20 protein-coding genes are annotated in these 19,451 nt (G+C 72.8%); 10 read left to right on the top strand and 10 right to left on the bottom strand.

Annotation, left to right across the window (positions count from 1 at the left end; genetic code table 11):
• Nucleotides 1-119: 119 nt before the first annotated feature.
• The 5 genes from O7595_RS17845 to mshD all read right to left on the bottom strand — a co-directional run bounded on the left by O7595_RS17845 (nucleotide 120) and on the right by mshD (nucleotide 5,601).
• The gene (locus O7595_RS17845; RefSeq protein WP_269729644.1) at nucleotides 120-548 is read right to left on the bottom strand and encodes an NUDIX hydrolase; all 429 of its coding nucleotides are present in this window, start codon (nucleotides 546-548) and stop codon (nucleotides 120-122) included.
• Entirely contained in the window at nucleotides 545-1,666 is a 1,122-nt protein-coding gene (locus tag O7595_RS17850; RefSeq protein WP_269729645.1) for a CHAD domain-containing protein, read from the bottom strand. Before O7595_RS17850 ends, O7595_RS17845 begins: the two co-directional genes overlap by 4 nt.
• Nucleotides 1,653-3,875, bottom strand: a complete 2,223-nt coding sequence (locus O7595_RS17855; RefSeq protein ID WP_269729646.1) for an RNA degradosome polyphosphate kinase — start codon at nucleotides 3,873-3,875, stop codon at nucleotides 1,653-1,655. The genes O7595_RS17850 and O7595_RS17855 overlap by 14 nt, the downstream gene beginning before the upstream one ends.
• A 243-nt stretch (nucleotides 3,876-4,118) precedes the next feature.
• Nucleotides 4,119-4,295 (bottom strand): hypothetical protein, encoded by a 177-nt coding sequence (locus tag O7595_RS17860; protein ID WP_269729647.1) that lies wholly within the window; start codon nucleotides 4,293-4,295, stop codon nucleotides 4,119-4,121.
• A 379-nt stretch (nucleotides 4,296-4,674) separates the two neighbouring features.
• Complete coding sequence (gene mshD / locus O7595_RS17865; protein ID WP_269729648.1) at nucleotides 4,675-5,601, bottom strand: mycothiol synthase; 927 nt, start codon at nucleotides 5,599-5,601, stop codon at nucleotides 4,675-4,677.
• A gap of 137 nt (nucleotides 5,602-5,738) precedes the next feature.
• On the opposite strand from mshD, the gene O7595_RS17870 reads away from it, so the two are divergent.
• The gene (locus O7595_RS17870; RefSeq protein WP_269729649.1) at nucleotides 5,739-7,565 is read left to right on the top strand and encodes a bifunctional metallophosphatase/5'-nucleotidase; all 1,827 of its coding nucleotides are present in this window, start codon (nucleotides 5,739-5,741) and stop codon (nucleotides 7,563-7,565) included.
• A 171-nt stretch (nucleotides 7,566-7,736) separates the two neighbouring features.
• Nucleotides 7,737-8,612 (top strand): phosphatidylinositol-specific phospholipase C, encoded by an 876-nt coding sequence (locus O7595_RS17875; RefSeq protein WP_269729650.1) that lies wholly within the window; start codon nucleotides 7,737-7,739, stop codon nucleotides 8,610-8,612.
• Here the strand turns inward: O7595_RS17875 and O7595_RS17880 are convergent.
• The 5 genes from O7595_RS17880 to O7595_RS17900 all read right to left on the bottom strand — a co-directional run bounded on the left by O7595_RS17880 (nucleotide 8,577) and on the right by O7595_RS17900 (nucleotide 13,885).
• A complete protein-coding gene (locus tag O7595_RS17880; protein WP_269729651.1) occupies nucleotides 8,577-10,010 on the bottom strand; it encodes a sensor histidine kinase in 1,434 nt (477 codons plus the stop codon). The genes O7595_RS17875 and O7595_RS17880 overlap by 36 nt on opposite strands.
• Entirely contained in the window at nucleotides 10,007-10,732 is a 726-nt protein-coding gene (locus O7595_RS17885) for a response regulator transcription factor (protein ID WP_269729652.1), read from the bottom strand. The genes O7595_RS17880 and O7595_RS17885 overlap by 4 nt, the downstream gene beginning before the upstream one ends.
• 20 nt (nucleotides 10,733-10,752) lie before the next feature.
• Entirely contained in the window at nucleotides 10,753-11,799 is a 1,047-nt protein-coding gene (locus tag O7595_RS17890) for a S1C family serine protease (RefSeq protein WP_269729653.1), read from the bottom strand.
• Nucleotides 11,800-12,023: 224 nt separating this feature from the next.
• On the bottom strand, nucleotides 12,024-13,049 hold the full coding sequence (locus tag O7595_RS17895) for a LacI family DNA-binding transcriptional regulator (RefSeq protein WP_269729654.1): 1,026 nt from the start codon (nucleotides 13,047-13,049) through the stop codon (nucleotides 12,024-12,026).
• A gap of 23 nt (nucleotides 13,050-13,072) precedes the next feature.
• Nucleotides 13,073-13,885, bottom strand: a complete 813-nt coding sequence (locus O7595_RS17900; protein WP_269729655.1) for a winged helix-turn-helix transcriptional regulator — start codon at nucleotides 13,883-13,885, stop codon at nucleotides 13,073-13,075.
• Between the two features lie 286 nt (nucleotides 13,886-14,171).
• Here O7595_RS17900 and O7595_RS17905 point away from each other — a divergent pair, with 286 nt between their 5' ends.
• The 8 genes from O7595_RS17905 to O7595_RS17935 all read left to right on the top strand — a co-directional run bounded on the left by O7595_RS17905 (nucleotide 14,172) and on the right by O7595_RS17935 (nucleotide 19,439).
• Nucleotides 14,172-15,131, top strand: a complete 960-nt coding sequence (locus O7595_RS17905; protein WP_269729656.1) for an alpha/beta hydrolase — start codon at nucleotides 14,172-14,174, stop codon at nucleotides 15,129-15,131.
• A 42-nt stretch (nucleotides 15,132-15,173) separates the two neighbouring features.
• The gene (locus O7595_RS17910) at nucleotides 15,174-15,428 is read left to right on the top strand and encodes a MoaD/ThiS family protein (RefSeq protein ID WP_269729657.1); all 255 of its coding nucleotides are present in this window, start codon (nucleotides 15,174-15,176) and stop codon (nucleotides 15,426-15,428) included.
• 10 nt (nucleotides 15,429-15,438) lie between these two features.
• The gene (locus O7595_RS17915) at nucleotides 15,439-16,638 is read left to right on the top strand and encodes a hypothetical protein (RefSeq protein ID WP_269729658.1); all 1,200 of its coding nucleotides are present in this window, start codon (nucleotides 15,439-15,441) and stop codon (nucleotides 16,636-16,638) included.
• Nucleotides 16,639-16,741: 103 nt separating this feature from the next.
• Nucleotides 16,742-17,431, top strand: a complete 690-nt coding sequence (locus O7595_RS17920) for an LmeA family phospholipid-binding protein (protein WP_269729659.1) — start codon at nucleotides 16,742-16,744, stop codon at nucleotides 17,429-17,431.
• A gap of 210 nt (nucleotides 17,432-17,641) precedes the next feature.
• Nucleotides 17,642-17,722, top strand: a complete 81-nt coding sequence (locus tag O7595_RS33895) for a putative leader peptide (protein WP_352103060.1) — start codon at nucleotides 17,642-17,644, stop codon at nucleotides 17,720-17,722.
• Between the two features lie 153 nt (nucleotides 17,723-17,875).
• Nucleotides 17,876-18,721, top strand: coding sequence for a sulfurtransferase (locus tag O7595_RS17925; protein WP_269729660.1), 846 nt, complete (start codon nucleotides 17,876-17,878; stop codon nucleotides 18,719-18,721).
• 42 nt (nucleotides 18,722-18,763) lie between these two features.
• Nucleotides 18,764-19,051 (top strand): DUF1416 domain-containing protein, encoded by a 288-nt coding sequence (locus O7595_RS17930; RefSeq protein WP_017945923.1) that lies wholly within the window; start codon nucleotides 18,764-18,766, stop codon nucleotides 19,049-19,051.
• A gap of 112 nt (nucleotides 19,052-19,163) precedes the next feature.
• Entirely contained in the window at nucleotides 19,164-19,439 is a 276-nt protein-coding gene (locus O7595_RS17935; RefSeq protein WP_093661261.1) for a DUF3099 domain-containing protein, read from the top strand.
• The last annotated feature ends 12 nt before the right edge of the window (nucleotides 19,440-19,451 follow it).

The following is a 19,451-nucleotide window of genomic DNA, read 5'->3' on the forward strand; positions in this document are numbered from 1 at the left end:
GGATCCGGCCCGGCGATGTCGCGGGCGGGCTGCGGCCGGGGCGGTACGCGCCCCGCCGCAGTGGTGGTGCCGGTGTGCGGTGGGTTTCGCGGGTTCGGGACGGAACGCGGTTTCCCTGGTCAGCGGGTGCCGATGGCCTTCAGCAGGGCGTCGACGAGGGTCCGGTCGCGCGGTTCGGTGATCCGGCGGCGGGCGGCGTCCGGGGGCAGCCAGGCGATGCGGTCGACCTCGTGGCCGGGGGTGAAGTCACCGGGCGAGGGGGCTTCGGCGGCCCAGTAGCTGACCTGCTTGGGGCGGCCGGCGACGAGGTAGCGGACCGTCGGCAGGACCGGGCCCGGCACCCCCTGGTGTCCGGTCTCCTCACGGACCTCGCGCAGCGCCCCCTCGAGTGCCGGCTCGCCCCGCTTGAGCTTGCCCTTCGGGTGCGACCAGTCGTCGTACCTGGGGCGGTGGACCAGGCAGATCTCGATTCCCCCGGCCGTCTGCGGGGAGCGGCGCCACAGGACGCAGCCGGCCGCGAGGACGGTGCCGTCGGGGGCGGTGCTCATGGCGCGGCCAGCGCGTGCTCGTCCCGGGGCCCGTCCTGTCCGGGGGGCGCTTCCCGCCATGTCCGCTGGAAGGCGAAGCGGGCGGCCTCGACCTCGTGGCGCTGGTCGGCGTGGAGCACGCCGAGGGCGTACGCGGTGGCCGGTGCGATACGGGGCGTGCGGGCGGCGGAGGCGGCGGCCGCGGCCGCCTCGGCGGCGTCGCGGTGCCGGTCGAGGGTGCGGCCCGCTGCGGTGAGCCGCCGACCGGGGCAGGTGCCGTCATCCGCGTACAGCACCTCCTGGGCGTAGCGGTGGAGCCGCAGCAGGTGCCGCACCTGGTGCCACGGGGCGTCCTGCGCCTCGCCCGCGGAGGCGGTGGCGAGGCCGTGGACCAGGGCCTCCGCGTTGTACGGGTGGGCCGCGCGGGTCAGCGGCAGTGCGGTGACCGCGTCGAGCAGCCTGCGCTCGGCGACCTCCGCGTGCGCCGCGAGGGCGGCGCCGGGCGCCCCGGCGGGCGGGGCCAGCGGTACCTCGGAGGCGAGCAGGGCGACGGCGTCCGCGACCGCGTGGAACCGTGAGGAGCCGAGCGCCTGGAGGGCGGCGGAGTGGGCCCGGGTGCGGCCGAGCGTCAGCTGCCGCTCCAGCAGCGCCCCGGCGCGGGCGCCGCCCACGGTGAGGGTGCCGCGGCCGGGCCGTTCGGCGGCGGGCGGCCCCTCGGAGGGAGCTGTCGGAGAGCCGTCCGCGGGTGCCCCGGCCCGGGCGTCGCCGTCCGCGGCCCGGGCCGCCGGCACCGGCTGGGTGCCCGAGAGCCGGGCCAGGGCGTCGAGCAGCCGGGTCAGCCGTGCCGTACAGGCGTGTTCCTCGGCGAGGACCCCGGACAGCCAGGCGAGCTCGGTGCGCAGTTGGTCCGCCCAGGCCTGGTCCAGCAGGGGACGGAAGGTGTGGAGGGTGCCGCGGATGCGGCGTGCGGCCCGCCGCAGGGACCGGACGGCCTCCGCCGCGCCCTGCGTGTCCGCACCGCTCTCGCCGTGCAGTCGCAGACTGCGGAGGAAGCCGCCGGCCTGTTCCTGCAGATATCCGGCCAGGACCTGTTCGGCGCCGGCCCCCCGCGGCGCCAGGGGAAGGTCATGGTTGTGCACGCCGGCGCCTCCGGGCGTCTATGAGCATCTCCTGGATGTGCCGCAGTGGTTGTCCGTCCGCGTCCGTGGCATGACGGCTCCACTCGCCGTCCGGACCGAGGTGCCAGGACGAGGTGGAATCGGACATGCCGGTCTCCAGCAGCCGGGTCAGGGCCGCGCGGTGAGCCGGGTCGGTGACCCGGACGAGTGCCTCGATACGGCGGTCGAGGTTGCGGTGCATCATGTCGGCGCTGCCGATCCACACCTCGGGTTCGCCGCCGTTGCCGAAGGCGAAGATCCGGGAGTGCTCGAGGAAGCGCCCGAGGACGGAACGGACCCGTATGTTCTCGGACAGGCCGGGGACGTCCGGCCGGATCGCGCAGATCCCGCGGACCCAGACGTCCACCGGCACACCGGCCCGGGACGCGCGGTACAGGGCGTCGATGATCGCCTCGTCGACCATCGAGTTGACCTTGATGCGGACGTACGCGGGACGGCCGGCCCGGTGGTGGACGATCTCCTTGTTGACCCGGGCGACGAGTCCGTCGCGCAGCGACTTCGGGGCGACCAGCAGCCGGCGGTACGTCTCGCGGCGCGAGTAGCCGGAGAGCCGGTTGAACAGGTCGGAGAGGTCGGCGCCGACCTGCGGGTCCGCGGTGAGCAGCCCCAGGTCCTCGTACAGCCTGGCGGTCTTGGGGTGGTAGTTGCCGGTGCCGACGTGCGAGTAGCGGCGCAGGACGTCGCCCTCCTGGCGCACCACGAGCGACAGCTTGCAGTGGGTCTTCAGGCCGACGAGGCCGTAGACCACGTGGCAGCCCGCCTCCTCCAGCTTCCGGGCCCACTTGATGTTGGCCTGCTCGTCGAAGCGTGCCTTGATCTCCACGAGGACGAGGACCTGCTTGCCGGACTCGGCGGCGTCGATCAGGGCGTCCACGATCGGGGACTTGCCGGAGGTCCGGTACAGCGTCTGCTTGATCGCGAGGACGTCCGGGTCGGCCGCCGCCTGCTCCAGGAAGGCCTGGACGGAGGTGGAGAAGGAGTCGTACGGGTGGTGCAGGAGTACGTCCCGCTCCCGCAGCGCGGCGAAGATGTCGGGCGCCGACGCCGACTCGACCTCGGCGAGGTCGCGGTGGGTGCCGGCGATGAACTTCGGGTACTTCAGCTCGGGCCGGTCGAGCGACACGATCCCGAACAGGCCCGTCAGGTCCAGCGGGCCGGGCAGCGGGTAGACCTCGGACTCGGAGATCTTCAGCTCCCGGACGAGCAGGTCCAGCACGTACGGGTCGATGGACTCCTCGACCTCCAGCCGGACCGGCGGGCCGAAGCGCCGGCGCAGCAGCTCCTTCTCCAGGGCCTGGAGCAGGTTCTCGGCGTCGTCCTCCTCGACCTCCAGGTCCTCGTTCCTGGTCACCCGGAACATGTGGTGCGCGAGCACCTCCATGCCGGGGAACAGCTCCTCCAGGTGGGCCGCGATGACGTCTTCCAGTGGCACGTACCGCTGGGGCGAGGCCTCCAGGAAGCGGGACAGCAGCGGCGGCACCTTCACCCGGGCGAAGTGGCGGTGGCCGCTGACCGGGTTGCGGACGACCACGGCGAGGTTCAGCGACAGGCCCGAGATGTACGGGAAGGGGTGCGCGGGGTCCACGGCCAGCGGGGTGAGCACCGGGAAGATCTGCTGGCGGAAGAGGGTGAACAGGCGGGCCTGTTCCTTCTCCGTGAGCTCGGGCCAGCGGATGAGGTGGATGCCCTCGTCGGCGAGGGCCGGGGCGACGTCCTGCTGGAAGCAGGCGGCGTGCCGGGCCATGAGCTCGCGGGAGCGGTTCCAGATCAGCTCCAGGACCTCGCGGGGCTGCAGCCCGGAGGCGGAGCGGGTGGCGACGCCGGTCGCGATGCGGCGCTTCAGTCCGGCCACCCGGACCATGAAGAACTCGTCCAGGTTCGAGGCGAAGATCGCCAGGAAGTTCGCCCGTTCGAGGAGGGGTGTGGCGGGGTCCTCGGCGAGTTCCAGGACCCGTTCGTTGAACGCGAGCCAGCTGCGCTCGCGGTCCAGGAAACGGCCCTGGGGCAGCTCCGCGTCCTCCGGTTCGGCCTCATAGGCGTCGAGGTCGGCGTCGATGTCGGGCTCCAGGTCGGAGACCGGGCCGGACACCGTGTGGGGGCGGTGCGCGGCGATGGATCCGACGGACGGCTGGGCGTTCTGGACCGGTACCTCGGCGGGCTGCTGACTCATGGACCCATTGTTCCGCGCAAAGGGGTGACCGGGCGCGCCGGAGCGGGGCCTGGTGGGGTGGGAACGCCCGTTCCGCGGGGCGGGGGGCACAGCGGGCTGCATTCCGTGAGGGTTGCAAGGGTCGCTGAATGGCCGGTAACGAGAACATGTCGTACGGGATACCCGCCGGGCATCTCGTGTCGTGCCACCGCCCGCGCGGTGGTGGTGACCCCCGTCCACCACGCCCGCGCGGGCGGCGAGTTGTCAGCCGTGCCGCCGGCGCAGCACCCGGAAGGCCGCGTACGTCGCCACGGCGGCGAGGGCCAGGACGATGCCGGTCTCGACGAGCTGGATCGGCCAGAAGTGCGAGGGCGGATGGGTCCTGGCGAAGTCGGTGACGCCCGTCCCGCCGCCGTCGCAGGGTCCCGGTAGCCGGGGCACATCACCGAGGAGGTGCGCTCGCCCGCCGGGCCGAGGCTTCCGGCCTCCACCCACCAGGTGTCGCGGGGGTGGGGCAGGGGCCGGCCGGTGAGGGTCTCCGTCGGCCAGAGGGTATGCCGGACGGTGCCGAGGACGAGCATCACCGTCCCGGTCACCGGGCCCGCGACGCCCATCGCCGCGAAGGCGCGGTGGACCAGCAGGCCCAGCACCTGGCGCCGCGCCAGGAGGTCGGGGTCCGCCGTCGGCTCGTCCGGGAGCAGGACCTCGGCTCGCTTGCCGAGGGTCAGGGCGCGCGACGCGGGTGCGCTGTCCGCCGGACAGGGCCCGCACTCGGGTCGCCGGCGTCGGCGACCCGCCGGCCCCGCGCGGTACGGGCCGCTCAGGTCTCCGTGCGGTACATCAGGTCCACCTCGTGCGTGGTGAACCCGAGCCGTTCGTAGACCCGCAGGGCCGCCGGGTTGTCCGCGTCGACGTACAGCATGGCCGTCGGTACGCCCTGTGCCGCGAGATGGCGCAGTCCGACCGCCGTCAGGGCCTTGCCGAGGCCGGTGCCCTGGGCGTCGGGGCGGATACCCAGTACGTACACCTCACCGAGCTGGTCCTCGGCGTGGAGCTTCGTCCAGTGGAAGCCGACGATCTCGCCCCCGCGCTCGGCGAGGAAGAAGCCCTTGGGGTCGAACCAGGCCTCCTCCTTGCGGTCGTCGAGGTCGCGCTGGGTGACCGAGCCCTGCTCGGGGTGGTGGGCGAAGGCGGAGGCGTTGACCGCGAGCCAGGCGGCGTCGTCCTGGCCGGGGACGAAGGTGCGGACCGTCACGCCTTCCGGAAGGATCGGTTCCGCGATGTCGAGCGGGCTCAACGGGCGCCTCAGCTGGCGCAGTTCGCGGAACAGGGTCAGGCCGAGCACCTGGGCGAGATGGCGGGCCGCGGACTTGCCGCCGTGCGCCCACATCCGCAGCCGCTTGCCGGACGCGCCGAGCAGCGCGTTCCCGAGGGCCCGGCCGTGGCCGCGGCCGCGGTGCGCCGGATGGACGACCAGCTCGGCCGCGGGGGCCTCCACCGGGTCGGTTCCCTCCAGTTGGGCGTATCCGCGGAGGTCCCCGGCGACGGTGAGCACGAAGTGCCGTACCCCCTCGCGCCGGCCGTGGCGCAGATACAGCCGGCCCTGTTCGGAGACGGCCTGGACTCCGTCGGCGCGGGCGGCGACGGACAGCAGGCCGAGCACGTCGTCGGCCAGCTCGGGGGTGAGCTCGTCGAGGGTCTTGATCTGCCGGCCGGGCTCGATGGCTGCGGGAGCTGCGTCAGTCATACGACGAGGGTACGGCGCGGCGCCGAACCGGATCGGATACCAGCTCGTAACCCGCTACCCCCTGTCGCGCTACGCGCGTTGACTCTAGGCTGCCCGGCTGAGGACAGTCGTTTCACGCTGAACTGACAAGGGGACAGATGCCAGCGACATCGCACCAGAAGCGTCGCCGCGTACTCGCGGCCGCCGCCGGACTGACCACCGTCGGCGCACTGGTCGCCGCGATGCCCGCCGGGGCTCACGAGCGCGGCAAGGGACACGGCCACGGCCACGGACACGGTTACGGCCGCACCGTCGACGTCCAGCTGCTGTCCTTCAACGACCTGCACGGCAATCTGCAGCCGCCCGCAGGTTCGGCGGGCCGGGTCACCCACACCAACGAGGACGGCACCACCCGCACCATCGACGCGGGCGGCGCCGAGTACCTCGCCACGCATCTGCGCGAGGCGCGCAAGGGCAACAGGTACTCGATCACGGCGGCGGCCGGCGACATGGTCGGCGCTTCGCCGATGCTCTCCGGTCTCTTCCACGACGAGCCGACCATCGAGGCGCTCAACAAGCTGAAGCTCGATGTGACCTCCGTCGGCAACCACGAGTTCGACGAGGGCGCCAAGGAGCTCGCCCGGCTGCAGAACGGCGGCTGCCACCCGGTCGAGGGCTGCTACGAGAAGAAGGCCAACGGCAAGCCGAAGACCTTCCGCGGGGCGGACTTCCCGTACCTCGCGGCCAACGTCACCAACGAGAAGTCCGGCCGCCCGGTCCTGGACCCGTACTTCGTCTGGGAGAAGAACGGGGTGAGGATCGGCTTCATCGGCGTCACCCTCGAGGGCACCCCGGACATCGTCAGCGCCGAGGGCATCAAGGGCCTGAAGTTCGGCGACGAGATCGAGACGATCAACAAGTACACCAAGGTGCTGGAGCGCAAGGGCGTGAAGTCGATCGTCGCGCTGCTGCACGAGGGCGGCGCGCCGGCCTCCGGCTCGTACAACTACGACTGCGACAGCCCCGGCCCGGGCGACGGCATCTCCGGCCCGATCGTCGACATCGCCAAGAAGGTCAGCCCCCAGGTCGACGCCCTGGTCACCGGCCACACCCACCAGGCGTACGCGTGCACGATCCCGGACCCCTCCGGCAAGCCGCGCACGGTCACCTCGGCCGCGTCGTTCGGCAAGCTCTACACCGACACGACGCTCACGTACGACCGCCGCACCCGCGACATCGTGCGCACGTCCGTCGCGTCCGCCAACCACGTCGTCACCCGTGACGTGCCCAAGGCGGCGGACATGACCCGGCTCATCGACCGCTGGAACACGCTGGCGGCCCCGATCGCCAACAGGCCCGTCGGCCACATCTCCGCGGACATCGAGAACCCCGCCGACTCGCCCGAGCGTCCGGCCGGCAACCTGATCGCGGACGCCCAGCTGGAGGGCATGGCCCCGGCCGACAAGGGCGGTGCGCAGCTCGCGCTGATGAACCCGGGCGGCATCCGCGCCGGCCTGGTCCACAAGGCGTCCGGCAGCGAGGGTGACGGCGTCGTGACCTACGGCGAGGCCTTCACCGTGCAGCCGTTCACCAACATGATGACGGCGGTCGACCTTACCGGTGCCCAGCTGATCACCGCGCTCCAGCAGCAGGTCAGCGGCCCCAACCAGGCCGCGCCGAAGATCCTCCAGGTGTCGGAGGGCTTCACCTACACCCTGGACATGACGAAGACCGGTGCCGACCGGATCGTGACGGGCTCGGTGAAGCTGAACGGTGAGCCGATCGACCCGGCGAAGACCTACCGCGTCGCGATGAACGAGTTCCTCGCGGGCGGCGGCGACGGCTTCGCCGTGCTGAAGGAGCACAAGAACAAGCTGGTGGGCGCGTCCGACCTGGACCTGCTCAACGCCTACTTCGCCGCGCACTCCAGCCCGAGTGCCCCGCTGGCGCCGCCGGCCACGGGCCGGATCACGGTCGTCAGGTGACCGGCTGAGCCCTGCGCATGCCGAGGGGCGGCGGACCACCGGTCCGCCGCCCCTCGGCTCTTTCCGCGGTTCCCGCCCGACCCATTCTGTGTCATGGGCATGTCTGCCATCATCCGGGTGCCGACCGCGACCCCCCCCACATCGCGGAGGCCGACGAAGGGGAAGGCGAGCATGTCCTTGACCAGACGTGGTTTCCTCACGGGCGCGGCAGTGGCCTCCGCGTCCGTTCTCATCGGCGTGCCCGGCCCGGCGGCGGCCGCGCCGCGGCGGGCGCTCGGCCCGCAGGACTGGATGTCCGGCTTCGACGACGCGAGGGCGCTGCGGACGCTCACCATCCCCGGCACCCACGACTCCGGCGCCCGCTTCGGCGGCCCCTGGTCGGAGTGCCAGAACACCACCATCGCCCAGCAACTGGACTCGGGGATCCGCTTCCTGGACGTACGCTGCCGGGCCATCGACGGTTCGTTCGCCATCCACCACGGGCCCTCGTACCAGAACATGATGTTCGGCGACGTCCTCGTCGCCTGCCGCGACTTCCTGCGCGCGCACCCCTCGGAGACGGTCCTGATGCGGGTGAAGCAGGAGTACTCGGGCGAGAGCGACGCCACCTTCCGCGCCATCTTCGACGACTACCTCGACGTACGGGGCTGGCGCTCGCTGTTCCACATCGGCAACGCCCTCCCCGCCCTCGGCCGGGCGCGCGGCAGGGTGGTCCTGATCGCCGACAACGGGGGCCTGCCCGGACCGAAGTGGTGGGACGGCGGCGTCTTCGACACCCAGGACGACTGGAACGCCCCGCCGTGGGACAAGTACCCCAAGGTGGAGGCTCATCTGCGCAAGGCCGTCGCGCAGCCCGGCAAGCTGTTCGTCAACTTCGTCAGCACCTCGGCGTATCTCCCGCCGAGGTGGAACTCCGACGATCTCAACCCCCGTGTCCACCGCTTCCTGGACGGCACGGCGAGCGGCTGGAAAGGGCTCGGAATCGTCGTGCTCGACTTTCCCGACACCCGGTCAGGGCTGGTCGACTCGCTCATCCGGCACAACTGACGGCGCCTCCGGCGGCGGGGTGGGCGCCCCCGGCAGACGGATCACCGCCACGGTGCCGCCGCCCTCCGCCGGGCGCAGCTCCACCTCGCCGCCCGCCTGCCGCACTGTCCTGGCCACGATCGACAGACCCAGGCCGGAGCCGGGCAGCGCGCGGGCGGACGGGGAACGCCAGAACCGTTCGAAGACGTAAGGGAGTTCCTCCGGCGGCACCCCGGGTCCGTGGTCGCGCACCGTCAGCACTCCGCGGTCCAGCCCCACCTCGACCACTCCGCGCGGCGGCGAGAACTTCACCGCGTTGTCCAGCACGTTGACGACGGCCCGCTCCAGTGCCGCGGGCTCGGCCCGTACGTACCAGGGCCGCAGCTCGGCCTCGATCCTCAGCTCGGGACCGCGCAGCCGGACGCGCTCCAGCGCGGTCCGGGCGGTGTCGTGCAGGGCGACGACCCGGACCGGGCCGGGCGTCGCGCTGTCCGGCCGGGAGAGCTCCTGCAGATCGCCGATCAGCGAGGCCAGCTCCGACATCTGTGCCTTCACGGAGGCCAGCAGCGCCGCCCGGTCGTCGGGCGGCAGGGCCCGGCCGGTCCGTTCGCTGCGGACCAGCAGGTCGATGTTGGTCCGCAGTGAGGTCAGCGGTGTGCGCAGCTCGTGTCCGGCGTCCGCGATGAGCTGGGCCTGCCGGTCGCGGGAGGAGGCCAGCGCGGCCGTCATCTGGTTGAAGGAGCGCGACAGGCGGGCGATCTCGTCCTCGCCCTCCACCGGGATCCGCACGGTCAGGTCCTCGGTGCGGGCGACGTGCTCGACGGCGTCGGTGAGCCGGTCGACGGGCTTCAGACCGGTGCGGGCGACCCACAGTCCGGCGGCGCCGGCGGCGACGACCCCGGCGCCCGCGAGGAAGGTGAGGAGGAGGGCGAGTCGGTTCAGTGCGGTGTCGATCTCGTGGAGGGGGCGGGCGACCATGACGGTGACCTGTCCCCGGCCGTTCGGCGCGTCGTTGAGGGTGTGCACCCGCACCTCGTCGCCGTCGTCCGTGGTGCTGCCGTGCAGGACGTCCCGCTTGAGGCCCCGCGCGACCGCGATGTCCTTGGGCTGCACCTTCACCGGCTCCGAGTACGGCGTGACACAGCGCGTGCCGTCGGGTCCGATGACCTGGATGTACGCGAACGCCTTGCGCTCGGCGGCCTGGGCGCGGGCCGGGGTCCGGCACGCCGCCAGGGCGGTCGCGATCGAGTCGGGGGGCGCCCCCGTGTTCCGCAGCGAGGTGTCGAGCTCGTCGCGCAGCTGCGCCCGTGCCAGCAGCCAGCAGGCGACGGCGACCGCCGCCACCGCGGCCGCCACGGCCGTCGCCGTCAGCAGCGCGAGCCGCGACCGCAGCGGGAGGGCACGGAACCTGCGGATCACTCCGGGGACCCCTCCCGCAGGGCGTAGCCCACCCCGCGGACGGTGTGGACCAGGCGCGGCTCACCGGCCGCCTCGGTCTTGCGGCGCAGGTACATGACGTAGACGTCCAGCGAGTTGGAGCTCGGCTCGAAGTCGAAGCCCCAGACGGTCTTCAGGATCTGCTCACGGGTCAGCACCTGCCTCGGGTGCGCCAGGAACAGCTCCAGCAGCGTGAACTCGGTACGGGTCAGCTCGACCCGGCGCGGGCCCCGGGTGACCTCGCGGGTGGCCGGGTCCATCCGGAGATCGGCGAACGACAGCACCTCGCCGGCCTGCCCGCCGGTCCCGGCGGGCGCGTACGAGCTGCGTCGCAGCAGTGCCCTGATCCGTGCGAGCAGTTCGTCCAGCTCGAACGGCTTCACCAGGTAGTCGTCGGCCCCGGCGTCGAGGCCCGTGACGCGGTCGCCGACGGTGTCCCGGGCGGTCAGCATCAGGATCGGCAGGGTGGAGCCGGCTGAGCGCAGCCGGCGCGCGGCGGTCAGTCCGTCCATACGGGGCATCTGGATGTCCAGGACGATCAGGTCCGGCCGGTACGAATCCACCTTGGCGAGCGCGTCGGCACCGTCGACCGCGACCTCGGTGGCGTAGCCCTCGAACGCGAGGCTGCGCTGGAGGGCGTCGCGTACCGCCGGCTCGTCGTCGACGACGAGGACGCGTCCGCCGTCATCCGGAGTGGAGTTCATGGCCCCAGCCTCGCACGCGCTCAGGACCCGCCGCCGGAGCGGAGGCTGTCCAGGTCCGCCTTGACGGTGTCGACGGGGATGGCGAACCCGAGCCCCACGCTGCCCGCGGTCGAACCGTTCGCCGAGCTCGGCGCGTACATGGCGGAGTTGATTCCGATGATCTCGCCGTTCATGTCGATCAACGCGCCGCCGGAGTTGCCGGGGTTGAGGGAGGCGTCGGTCTGGATGGCCTTGTAGGTGGTCCTGGAGTCGCCGGTGTCCCCGTTGAACTCCTGGCCGCCGAACTCGAAGGGCCAGTTCTCCCGCGGGTCCTGCCGCCCCTGCCCGCGACCCTCGTCCTTGGCGACGGTCACGTCCCGGTCGAGGGCCGAGACGATGCCGCTGGTCACGGTGCCGGTGAGGCCCTCGGGGGAGCCGATCGCGACGACCTCGTCGCCGACCTTCACTGCGCCGGAGTCGCCGAGGACGGCCGCCTTCAGGCCCTTGGCCCCCCGCAGCTTGACCAGCGCGAGGTCCTTGCCGGGGTCGGTGCCGACGACGTCCGCGGTGTACGCCCTGCCGTCGTCGAGCCGGACCTTGACGGTGTCCGCGCCCGCGATCACATGGTTGTTGGTCACGATCTCGCCGTCCGCGGTGATGATCACTCCAGAGCCGGTGGACTTGCCGGAGCCGGTCGAGGCGTTGATCTCCACGATGCTGGGGGAGACGGCCTGCGCGACACCGGCGACGGTGCCCTTGCTGCTCTGGGACACCGTCGTTCCGACGACGTCGTCGGGCGTGCCGGGCGCGCTGCCCCCCGTGAACCGTTCCACGAGGGTCGCCGCCCCGCCGCCGACGGCCGCGGCCACGATCGCCACGGCCGCCATCAGCGCGACGGGCCGCTTGGCGCGAGCCCGGTGGGCGGGGACGGGCGCCGCCACTCCGAGGGCGTGCGCCGCCCGACCCGCCGGCGGAGCGTGCGGGGGCGGCGGCGGGTACGCCCCGTCGCCGGAGCCCGCGTACGGGTGCGGAGGGTACGCGTGCGTGGGATGGGTGCCGTCGTCGCCGCTGCGGTAGTGGTCCGTCATGGTGACGACTCTCGGGCCACTACGTGAGAGTGCGCTGAGGGCGCCCTGAGAAGCCCGACAGAAGCCTGTATGCCCCATAAGGGAGGGCTGCGAAGTGGGGGAGCCGCGCCCCGGCCGAGGGGCACCGGTGCCGTCGGCCGGGGCACCGCCATGCCCCGGCCGGGACGCACCAGGACCCGCGGTGCCCGGACCACCCGCCCCCGGCAGGTCGCCGGGTCCGCGGATCAGCCGCCGCAGCCGCAGGAACGGCGCACGATCAGGGCCGAGGGGAACTGCTTGACCCGCTCCCGCCGCGATCCGACCACCCGCAGCCCGTCGTCCAGCACCAGGTCGACCGCCGCGCGTGCCATCGCCGGCCGGTCGGAGGCGATCGTCGTCAGCGGGGGATCGGTCAGCGCCGCCTCCTTGACGTCGTCGAAGCCCGCCACCGCCAGCTCACCGGGCACGTCGATCCGCAGCTCACGGGCCGCCCGCAGCACACCGATCGCCTGGTCGTCCGTCGCGCAGAAGATCGCCGACGGCCGGTCGGGTCCGGACAGGAGGTCCAGGGCGACGCGATAGGCGTCGTAGCGGTTGTACGGCGCCGAGAACAGCCGGCCCTCGGTGGACCGCCCGGACTCCAGCATCGCCCGCCGCCAGCCCTCGACGTGGTCGGCAACCGGGTCGCCCACCGCCGGGGTCTCCTCGACCCCGCCCAGGCACGCCACGTAAGCGTGCCCGTGCTCCAGCAGGTGCCGGGTCGCGAGCTGCGCGCCGCCGATGTCGTCCGTGACGACGGCGACGTCGTCGATCGCCTCGGGGCGCTCGTGGAGCAGCACCACCCGGGCGTCCCAGGCCTCGATCTCCGCTGCGGCCCGCTCGCTCGGACCCTGGCTGACCAGGATCAGCCCGGCGACCCGCATGCCGAGGAAGGCCCGCAGATAGTGGACCTCGCGCTCGTCGCGGTAGTCCGAGTTGCCGACCAGGACCATCTTTCCGCGGTCGGCCGCGGCCCGCTCCACCGCGTGCGCCATCTCCGCGAAGAACGGCTGGCGGGCGTCCGGCACGATCATGCCTATGAGGTCGGTGCGCCGCGAGGCCATCGCCTGGGCGACCCGGTCGGGCCGGTAGCCCAGCTCCTTGATCGCGGCGAGTACGCGCTCGCGCGTGGCCGGGGCGACCGGCCGGGGTCCGTTGTTGATGACGTAGCTGACGACAGCGGTCGAAGTACCCGCCAGTCGCGCCACGTCGTCCCGCGTCACCTTGGCCACGCGCGCAGTCTACGCGTGGTGACCTACCTCTGGGCAGGGCGTACGGCGGCCTCGACGTTCGCGGCGTTCCCGGCGTCCTCGGCCACGTCCGCCGCGGGGGCGGCGGACCCGGCGGACGCCTTCTTCGCCTTGGCCGCTGCCGCCTCCTCCGCCGCGCGCTCGGACTTCTCCGGCGTGACGAAGCGGTAGCCCACGTTGCGCACGGTGCCGATCAGGGACTCGTGCTCGGGGCCGAGCTTGGCGCGCAGCCGCCGTACGTGGACGTCGACCGTGCGCGTGCCGCCGAAGTAGTCGTAGCCCCAGACCTCCTGGAGCAGCTGGGCCCGGGTGAAGACCCGGCCGGGGTGCTGGGCCAGGTACTTCAGCAGTTCGAACTCCTTGAAGGTCAGGTCCAGGACCCGGCCCTTCAGCTTCGCGCTGTACGTCGCCTCGTCCACCGACAGGTCACCGTTGCGGATCTCCATGGGGGAGTCGTCGGTGGTGAGCTGCTGGCGACCCATCGCCAGCCGGAGCCGGGCCTCCACCTCGGCGGGGCCGGCCGTGTCCAGCAGCACGTCGTCGATGCCCCAGTCGGCGGTGACGGCCGCCAGACCGCCCTCCGTGACGACGAGCACGAGCGGGCAGCCGGGCCCGGTGGAGCGGAGCAGCTGGCAGAGACTGCGCACCTGGGGGAGGTCGCGCCGGCCGTCGACCAGGATCACGTCGGCGCCCGGGGTGTCGACGAGGGCCGGGCCCTCCGCCGGGGCCACGCGTACGTTGTGCAGCAGCAGGCCGAGGGCGGGAAGCACCTCCGTGGACGGCTGGAGGGCGTTGGTCAGGAGCAGCAGAGAACTCATCGCGCCCCACCTGCCCCGGCCGTCTCCCCGGCCCGGGTCGTCGTTTCTCGGTCGTGCACGGTTCGCTCGCCCATAACGTCGGTTCCTCCTCGTCCCTGCGAGAGGGGGTCCCTCCCACGCCCGAAGACCGCGGGGGAGTGTGCGGCAACTGCTTCTTGCCCGGCCGCGGCGCCCGCGCCCCGGGTTCCGCGATCGTTTCGTTCACCTGTCTGTAACAACGGCCTGGAAACACAAAAGGACCCGGGGGCTGCGTCGCCCGGATCCTCTGCCAAGCAGAATAGCCCACATGACATCCGTGTCGGAGGGCCGATTTCACAGTGTGGATGTTTCCTCGATCACCCCGGGTCCCCTGCGCGCAACGCTGAGGACCGCCGACGGGGTCCTCGTGGAGGCCCTCCACGAGCCCCGCACGGACCGGTCCCACGGGACGTCCGGAAGCGGTCCCACGGCCGTGGACGCCGGCACGGCGATCGTCGTGGCGCACGGCTTCACCGGTTCGGTGGACCGTCCCGCGGTGCGCCGGGCGGCTCGTGTCCTCGCCCGCCGGGCGGCGGTCGTCACCTTCTCCTTCCGCGGGCACGGCCGGTCCGGTGGGCACTCGACCGTCGGCGACCGCGAGGTGCTGGACCTGGCGGCGGCGGTCGCCTGGGCGCGGTCCCTGGGGCACCGGCGCGTCGTCACGGTCGGCTTCTCGATGGGCGGCTCGGTGGTGCTGCGGCACGCGGCTCTGTACGGGGCGGCCTTCGCCGGACAGGCGGGGGAGCGCGCCGCGGCGGACACCGGCGACGGTGTCGACACGCGTGGCGTGCGGGGGCGGTCGTACGGGGACGCCGGTGGGCCGCGGCCGGCGCCCGACCCGTCCGCGGGCCGTACCGACGCCGTCGCGGCCGTGAGCGCGCCGGCCCGCTGGTACTACCGGGGGACGGCCCCGATGCGCCGGCTCCACTGGGTGGTCACCCGGCCGGTCGGCCGGTTCGTCGGGCGCTACGGCCTGCGCACCCGCATCCATCCCGAGGACTGGGACCCGGTGCCGCTCTCCCCGGTGGAGGCCGTGCCGCTGATCGCCCCGACCCCGCTGCTGATCGTCCACGGCGACCGCGACCCGTACTTCCCGCTGGACCACCCCCGGATGCTGGCCGCGGCCGGACCGTCCGAGCTGTGGCTGGAACCGGGCATGGGACACGCGGAGAACGCGGCCGACGAAGCGCTCCTGGGGCGCCTCGCGGACTGGCTCGTCCGCGCATAGCCCATGATGGACAGTCGACGAGCCGGAGAGAGGAGTGCCGTGATGGCAGCGGGGACCATCCGCTACTGGGCCGCGGCCAAGGCCGCCGCCGGGGTGGCCGAGGAGGCGTACGCCGCGGAGAACCTGGCCGAGGCGCTGGAGGCCGCCCGTGAGAGGCACCCGGGCGAGCTCGTGCGCGTACTCCAGCGGTGTTCCTTCCTCGTCGACGGCGCGCCCGTCGGGACCCGCGGGCATGAGACCGTACGGCTGGCCGAGGGCGGCACGGTCGAGGTGCTCCCGCCGTTCGCAGGAGGGTGAACCGCACAGCATGAGCAGCGATCAGCAGCATCCGTACGGCACGCACGACCCCTACGGGCAGAACCCGCCGGACCCCCACGTCACCCAGACGTGGGAGGGGCAGACCTGGGACACCCAGTACCAGCCGGTCGTCGAACCCGGGCAGCACGCCCCGTACCCGCACGCCCCGTACCCGCACGGCGCCCAGCACTCGCAGGCCGCCGCGGAGACCTCGTACCTGCCGCCGGTGGGCGCGGCGCCGGGGGCGTACCCGCTGCCGCCGGAGACGCCGGCCGCTCCCGCCGCCGGCCCGGCTCCGGCCGGCCCCTCCGTGGCCCCCGTCCCGGGCGCGCCCGTGGCCTACGGGCCGCAGGGGGCCTCGTACGGACCGGTCGCCCCATCGCCGACCGCTCCCGTTCCCCCCGGCGGACCCGAGCCCGCCTACGGCACGCCCACCACCCTGGGCAACGCCCGCGTCACCGACGCCCAGCGCGCCCGCGCCGAGGGCCGGTCGCCGATCATCCCGCCCGGGATGCAGCCCGCAGGTCTCACGGCGCTCACCGGCCTGCTGCTCGCGGCGACCGCCGGCATCTCGCCGTACCTGCTGCTGATCCCTCTGATCGCGCTGCAAGGCCTCACCGCGGCCGGCTGGTTCCGGCTGAACGGCATGTGGCCCGCCCGCCAGGGCATCGCGCTCGCCTTCGCCGGCGGTCTCGTCGCCGACGCCGTGCTGCTGGCCGTGGGCCGGGAGCACGCCCCGGCCGCGCTCGTCGGCGCCCTCGGCGTCTGGGTGCTCCTCACGCTCGTGCTGCAGCTGCGCAGCCACGCGGCCCCGGACGAGCGGATGTACGGGCTCATGGCGACGATCGCCTCGGCTGCGCTGACGATCGTGGCGGCCGGGTTCCTCGCCGCCGCCCCGGACGCGGTCGCGGCAGGCGGCGCGGCGGTCGCCGTCGCGGCCCTGGCCCGGGCGCTCCCGCTCCCCGGAGTCGCCTCGGTGGCCGTGGCCCTGCTGGGCGCCGCGGGCGCGGGGATCGCGGCCGGCGCGGTCACCGGGGCGGGTGCGGAGGCCGCGCTCCCGGCCCTCGGCGCGGGGGTCTGCGCGCTCGTCGGCCTGCGGGTGGCGAGCTACGACTACCCGTCCCGCTTCGTGCACATGACGGCCGGTGTCGCGCTGCCGCTCACCGCCGCGGCGCCGATCGTCCACCTGCTGGGCCGTGCCCTCGGCTGAGGCCTGGTCCGGTCCGGACGGGAACCATTAGCGTGCCCCCGGACGTCGATCATTGAGTCCGTCTCCGTCCGGGGCGGCCGCGACAGGGGTGGGAGAACCAGGCGTGCGCGCACTGCGAATACTGCTGATCACCGCGGTGATCCTCGGCGGGCTCTTCGTCGCCGCCGACCGGCTGCTGCTCAACTACGCCGAGTCGGAGGCCGCCGAGAGGGTCAAGGCGCGCCAGGGCCCGTCCGGGACGACGGAGGTGTCGATCGCCGGCTTCCCGTTCCTGACCCAGGTCGCCGGCAAGGAGCTCGAGCGCGTGGACGTCACCGTCCGGGGCATCGAGGCCGGCGCCAACGGGCGCCGGGTCGTCGTCACCGAGATGTCGGCCGCCCTGCACGACGTGCGACTCGGCGCGGACTTCTCCAGCGCGACGGCGACGACCGCGACCGGCACGGCCCGCATTTCGTACGCCGATCTCGCCGCGGCGGCGGACGAGGACGTCACTCTGGCCTACGGCGGGAACGGCAAGGTGAAGGTCACCGGCTCGGTCGGCATCCTCGGCCGCACGATCTCCCGCAGCGTGGTGTCCACCGTCAGCCTCGTCGACGGCGACACGATCCGGGTGCGCGCCGACAGGGTGCCCGGGGAGGGCATACCGAGGCTCGAGGACCTGATCCGGGGGAAGACCGACTTCGACCGTGGGATCAGCGGGCTGCCGCAGGGGATGGAGCTGGAGAAGGTGCAGGCGGAGGAGAACGGCCTCGTCATCACCGTCTCGGGCCGGGACGTTCCGCTGGCCGGCTGAGCCGCCGCGCCGTCGCCCGGGTGCCGATGCTCCGAGTGGCCGGATGCTGAGACGGTCGTGTCCGGTCCGCAGAAGCCGTCCCGACGGCGGACCCCGCCGGTGGCGCCGGGCGCCTCGACGGAGGTCACCCATTCCACCTTTCGGACGATCGTGTCTCAGAATGCGACACGCCGGTGACACGGCCGCCGACTCGTCCCTACGATCGGACCCATGAAGCGACAGGCGGATCTCACGAAGCGGCGGGCAGTCGACCTGTGCCGTGTCGCCGCCATGCTCTGTCGCGCCATCTGAGCGGAAGCGTCGACTTCCGTATTCCCCGGGCCCTCTGACCTGCCACGGATCAGGGCCAACCCTCGTGCCTGACGCCCTTGCGGCGCACCCGCACAACCCCGCGCGACACCCCAGCGCACCACCCGCCGCACACTGCCCCGGAGGAGAAACAGCATGAGCCGCAGCGACGTCCTGGTAGACGCCGACTGGGTCGAGGCCCGCCTGGACGACCCGAAGGTCGTCGTCGTCGAGGTCGACGAGGACACCTCGGCCTACGACAAGAACCACATCAAGAACGCCGTCCGGATCGACTGGCAGAAGGACCTCCAGGACCCGGTCCGCCGTGACTTCGTGGACCAGGCCGGCTTCGAGAAGCTGCTGTCGGAGAAGGGGATCGCGAACGACGACACGGTCGTCCTCTACGGCGGCAACAACAACTGGTTCGCCTCCTACGCGTACTGGTACTTCAAGCTCTACGGCCACCAGGACGTGAAGCTCCTCGACGGCGGACGCAAGAAGTGGGAGCTCGACTCCCGCGACCTCGTCGACGGCTCCGAGGTCCCGCAGCGCCCGGCCACCGAGTACCGGGCCAAGGCCCAGGACACGACCATCCGCGCCTTCCGCGACGACGTCGTCGCCGCCATCGGCAGCCAGAACCTGGTCGACGTCCGTTCGCCCGACGAGTTCAGCGGCAAGCTGCTCGCCCCGGCCCACCTGCCGCAGGAGCAGTCGCAGCGCCCCGGCCACGTGCCGAGCGCCCGCAACATCCCGTGGTCGAAGAACGCCAACGACGACGGCACCTTCAAGTCGGACGACGAGCTCAAGGCCCTCTACGCCGAGGAGCAGGTCGACCTGGCGAAGGACACCATCGCCTACTGCCGCATCGGTGAGCGCTCCGCGCTGACCTGGTTCGTCCTGCACGAGCTGCTCGGTGTGGAGAACGTCAAGAACTACGACGGCTCGTGGACCGAGTACGGCTCCCTCGTCGGCGTGCCGATCGAGCTCGGCGCGAACAAGTAAGCCCCGGACCTCCGGACCCCTCGAGCGTAAGGACAGAAAAGCATGTGTGGAGCGAAGGCCGGCGGCCCCGACGCCTCGACGATCAAGCCCGGTGAGACCACCATCCAGGGTCAGGTGACCCGCGACGGCGAGCCGGTCACCGGCTATGTGCGTCTGCTGGACTCGACCGGCGAGTTCACCGCCGAGGTCCCGACCTCGGCGACCGGACAGTTCCGCTTCTACGCGGCCGAGGGGACGTGGACCGTGCGCGCCCTCGTCCCGGGCGCCACGGCGGACCGTACGGTCGTCGCGCAGACGGGTGGCCTCTCCGAGGTGGCCATCGCCGTCTGACGGCAGTCGACGGAAACCGGCCGAAGGGCCGCACCCCAGGGGGTTGGACGCTTTCCTGGACGTGGGTGCGGCCCTTCGTGCCGTCGTGGGCGGCGGGACCTACGCTGGGGGTATGTACGCGCGGCGCCGTCACGCCTACTTCCTGCTCATGGGCGGATGCCTCGTCCTCTTCGTGTCCGCCTGGGCCTTCGTACGCCTCTGGTCGGTACCGGTCGCCGTCGGCATGTGCGTCGTCGCCATGGTGATCCCTCCGCTCGCCGCGGTGGTGGCGAACCGGCGCGGTCCCGAGGACCGCTGGTGGGACGACCCGTCCGGAGACCCGCAGTCCGACGAGTGGTGGGACGAACTGGACGGGAAGAGGAAGCCGGGCTCGGGCCCGCGCCCGTGACACGCGGCGTCG

The organism is Streptomyces sp. WMMC940, assembly GCF_027460265.1.
Taxonomy (GTDB): Bacteria; Actinomycetota; Actinomycetes; order Streptomycetales; family Streptomycetaceae; genus Streptomyces.